The sequence below is a fragment of the Parasediminibacterium paludis genome (assembly GCF_042651445.1).
GTDB lineage: Bacteria > Bacteroidota > Bacteroidia > Chitinophagales > Chitinophagaceae > Parasediminibacterium > Parasediminibacterium paludis.
In genome coordinates, this window is the sequence record NZ_JBHSDC010000020.1 from 1 (window position 1) to 5,375 (window position 5,375).

Here is a 5,375-nt window from a genome sequence, read left to right on the forward strand (position 1 = left end):
TTAGAGCAGTAGTTAATAGCTGTTCTAATACGGTATATACCAATATTTATACTGTCAACGCTATTACCGGTACTGCACCCGTAGGTGGTACTGTGAGTAGTGCAAGCTACTGCGGTGGCAGCAATAATGGTAGTTTAAGTTTAACAGGGGCTACTGGTAATGTTTCTAAGTGGCAATACTCAATCGATGGGGGTGTTGTATGGACAGATATATCGAACACCACCACCACACTTAGCTATACAGGCATTACTGCAACAACAAGATATAGAGCGATATTAACCAATGGTGCCTGTGGTACTGCAATTAGTGCTGTAGGCATTATTACGGTGAATCCTGCATCGGTAGCGGGTACCGCAACTGGTACAGCTGCTGTATGTGCTGGTACCAATAGCACCACATTGAGCTTAAGTGGCTATACAGGTACCATTCAATGGCAATCATCTACCGACAACAATACGTTTATTAGTATCGCTGGTGCAACAAATTCAACTTATATTGCTGCAAACTTATCTACAACCACCTATTACAAAGCAGTGGTAACCAACGCTAGTTGCACAGCTGCTATCTCAAACACGGTAGTAGTTACTGTAAAGCAACCATCCACTTCGATTACTACAGCAAGCATCTGTGCAGGTGGTAGTTATAGCTTTAATGGTACTAATTACACGACAGGGGGTACTTATGTTGTTCATAAAACGAATGCAGTGGGTTGTGATAGTGCAGCGACATTAGTATTAACAGTAAATCCATTGCCACCTACACCAAACATCACATTAAGTGGTGCGGCTACTTTTTGTGCTGGTGGTTCTGTGACATTAACATCAGATGCTGCAAGCAGTTATGCATGGACAGGAGCAGTTGCTACTACACAAGCGATTACAGTGACAACAAGCGGTAATTACAGCGTAACTATTTCTGACGGTACTTGTACTACAACCTCGGCTCCTGTTACTGTAACAGTGAATCCGACTAATACAATTACCCTAACTTCAGTTGCTGCAACAACGTCACAAACTATTTATGCAAATACTGCCATCACAAATATTACCTATGCTACCACTAATGCTACCGGCGCGACATTTAGCGGTTTACCAAATGGCGTGACTGGCAACTGGAGCAACAATCTGGTAACTATAAGCGGTACACCTGCTGTAAGTGGTGTTTTTAATTACACCGTTACATTAAATGGTGGCTGTGGTACTATAACCGCAACTGGTACTATAACAGTTGCATCTGTAACTATTACATCTAGTGTGCCTACTAATACAATTTGTGCAGGTACATCAGTTACTTTTACGGCAACGCCTTCATTTGCAAATAATCCAACTTATCAATGGAAGAAAAATGGAGTGGCTATTACTGGTGCTACTAACAGTACTTATACAACTAATACGCTATCTAATAATGATGTTATTACTGTGGATATGACTGTTGCTAATGCAACTGGTGGTAAAGGATCGGTTGTTACTAGTGGATTAATACAAAACTTAGATGCTAATAAAACAGCAAGTTATGCTGGTACTGGAAGTACTTGGTACGATATAAGTGGTAACAATAATAATGGTACGCTTAATTCAGCAGTATTTGCCTCTAATAGTGGTTTTTCATATTTTAATTTAAGTAATACTTATATCAGTGCACCAGTTAGCAAAAATTCATCGATGACTTACAATGTATGGGCTAAAGCTAATAACTCGCTTACTAATACTAATGTGATGTTGTTTAATGCAGGCAATCCTGGCAGCGGTCCTGATTTGTTCTTTACATCATTAATTTCTTGGAATATTTGGGATTCTAACAATTCGCCATTTTTAGTTAATTCTCAAAGTGTATCTCCTTCAATTATAGATCAAAATTGGCATAATTATACAGTGGTAGTAGATGCAATAGCCAATAATGCCAAGTTGTATTTAGATGGGGTACTAAAAGGAACTGCGACATATCATATTTCATCTAGTAACAACTTGTTTATTGGTGGTGGTGGTGATGGTTCTTGGTCATGGAACGGTGCTGTATCTAGTTTTCAAACATATAATAGAGCATTATCTGCAAGTGAAGTAACTACTAATTATAATGCTTTGAATGGCGCGACATCACCATTAACATCAAATGCTATTACTACTATTGTAAATGCATTACCTACGCCTAGTTTTACAGCTCAAGCTGGTTCTAATGCTTGCATTAGTACAAACGTTACTTATACTACACAAGCCGGACAATCTAACTATATTTGGACTGTGCCAGGTGTAATGGGTACAGATTATTCAATAACTTCTGGCGGATTAACAAGTACAGATAATACGGTTACTTTACGATGGTTAACAGGTGGTAGCAAGGTTGTTGCTATTAATTATACAAATACTAGCGGCTGCAGTGCAGGGATTGCTACAAATTCTACTGCTACATTAGTTAGTCCAGCTTCTGTGGGAGGTACCGCAAGTGCGCCTAGTAGTAGTATCTGCTATGGTACTAATACTAGTGTTTCTGTTACTGGCTATACAGGTACGATACAATGGCAGCAATCTACTGACGGTTTAACCAACTGGACGAATGTAAGTGGCGGTAGTGGTAGTACGTCATCTACTTATACTACATCTAATTTGTCTGCTACAACTTATTATAGAGCTGCTGTTACAAGTGGTGCTTGTAGCACAGATTATAGTTCTACGGTAATGGTTCAAGTAAATCCAACTTCTGTAGGCGGAACTATTATTGGATCAGCTACGATATGTGCTGGTACAAATAATACAACACTTAGCTTAAGCGGTTATATTGGCAATGTTACAAAGTGGCAATCATCAACAAGTTCAAATTTCGCTAGTGCAACTGACATAAACAATACAACTGCAAGTTTAATCGCTACTAATCTGTCAACTACTACCTATTATAGAGCTTTAGTTACAAGTGGTGTTTGTTCTAGCACTTTTAGTGCGTTTGCCACTGTTACAGTAAATCCATTACCAACAGCTACTATTATTGGCACGAATGAAGTTTGTAAAAATACTAGTGCGCCAAATATCACATTTACAGGTGCAGCCGGCACAGCTCCCTATACTTTTACCTATACCATTAATAGTGGTACGCCACAAACAGTTGTTTCTACAGGCAATACAGCTACTATAGCTGCATCTACAGCTACAAATGGCATTTATACCTATAATTTATTAGGCGTGCAAGATGCAAGTACCTCAACTTGTTATCAATCACAAAACGGATCGGCAATTGTTACCATTGATACCTTGCCAACTGCCACTATTACAGCGGGGGGGCCTATTAGTTTTTGTGCGGGTGGTTCGGTAACTTTAAATGCCTCGCCAGGTATAAGCTATTTATGGAGCAATTCTGCAAATACTGCTACTACCACCATTTCTGCGGCTGGAAGCTATACCGTAACTGTTACTAACGGCAAGGGTTGTTCTGCAACCTCAATACCTACAGTAGTTACAGTATATGCCTTACCAGTAGTTGCAGGTTCATCACAACCTGGAGCATTTGGTAATGGTTTAAATTTTAATGGAATAAATAATAGCGTTGTAACCACTTTACCTTCTAATCTCGATGAAAATAATAAGGTCACAACAACTTGGGAAGCATGGATTTATCCGACATCAAATGATGGAAACTGGAGAATGATTATGAGTGTAGAAGATGGCGGATGGGATCGTTTTCTTGCTATGAATGGTGGTAAATTTTATCTTGGATACGGTTGCAACGGTTGGAATCCAACTACTATTGACTTAAATCAATGGCAACATGTTGCAGTTGTATATAATGAAGCGGCTAATCAGATTATATTCTATAAAAATGGTGTAGCTTATAATTTCACAATTCCCAATGGCTGTTCGCACACTTCTAATGTTAAATTTGGAATTGGCTGTTCACAACAAAGTGGGCCTACGCAATTCTTTAGCGGCACTATTGATGAAGTTAGGGTTTGGAATGTTGCGCGTACCCAATCGCAAATTCAAGCTGCTATGAATAGTGAGCTTTCTGGTACCGAGTCTGGATTACAGGCTTATTACAAATTTGATCAAGGTATTGCAGGCGGCAATAATGTTGGGTTAACTACTTTAAATGATAATTCAACAGGCGGTCATAATGGTACTTTAAACAATTTCGCATTAACGGGTCTAACATCCAACTGGATAGCAGGTGCTAATTCTACAGGAGGCGCTACAGCGTTAGGTAATGTATGTGTAAATAGTACTTTGCAATTAACTAATACCGCAACAGGGGGCGTATGGAGCAGTGCTAATGCAGCGATAGCTACAGTAGATAATACAGGCTTGGTTACTGGCATAAGTGCAGGTTCAACAATAATCAGCTACACTGTTACCAATAGTAATAATTGCAGTGTTACGGTTACTAATAATATTACAGTTAATCCGTTACCAACAGCCACTATAAGCGGTACTATTAGTGTTTGTCAAAATGCCACTAGTCCAAGTATAACGTTCACTGGTGCTAATGCAACGGCACCATATACTTTTAGCTATACCATTAATGGTGGTGCCATTCAAACGGTTACTACCACATCTGATAATTCTGTAACAGTTGCAGCCCCTACAGGTGTAGCAGGCACTTATACATATGCTTTAGTAAGTGTAAAAGATGCTAGTACCACTACATGTACCAATAGTGTCACTGGTACAGCTACTGTAACTGTTAATGCATTACCTACAGCAACAATTAGTGGAACAGCGGCGGTATGTCAAAATGCCACCAATCCAGTAATATCAGTAACAGGTGCTGGAGGTACACCGCCATATACAATTATTTATCGTATCAATAATGATTCAACACAAAGTATTGTCACAACTGGCAATACAGCAACAATATTAGCACCAACTAGTACGGCAGGTACGTTTACCTATACTTTGGTAAGTGTACAAGATGCAAGTACTACAGCCTGTACGAATAGCATTACTGGTTCAGCCACTATTACTGTTAATGCATTACCTACGGCTACTATTAGTGGTACCACAGCTGTTTGTTTAGATAATAATACGCCAAATATTACGTTTACAGGTGCTAACGGTACAGCGCCATACACCTTTAGTTATAAAGTAAATGGTGGGGCGATGCAAACTGTGGTATCTCTAGGTACTACAGCAACGGTAGGTGTACCAACATCGGCAGCAGGTATATTCACGTATACACTTGTATCAGTGCAAGATGCCAGCAGCACCTCATGTGTTAATGCGGCATCAGGCTCTGCTACAGTCATCGTCAACAGTCCAAGTGCTTCAACGACTGTGATTAAGGTACCATTTGGTGGTAGTTATTTGTTTAATGGTGTTACGTATAGTGCAACGGGTATTTATACGGCACATTTAGTCAATGCGGTAGGCTGTGATAGTATTGCTACCTTAAAC

General features: G+C 39.6%; 1 protein-coding gene. It reads left to right on the forward strand.

All coding sequences use genetic code 11. The features are described from left to right. Window positions 1-5,375, forward strand: a 5,375-nt coding sequence (locus tag ACFOW1_RS10365) for a beta strand repeat-containing protein (RefSeq protein WP_379014092.1), incomplete at both ends; no start/stop codon positions are given.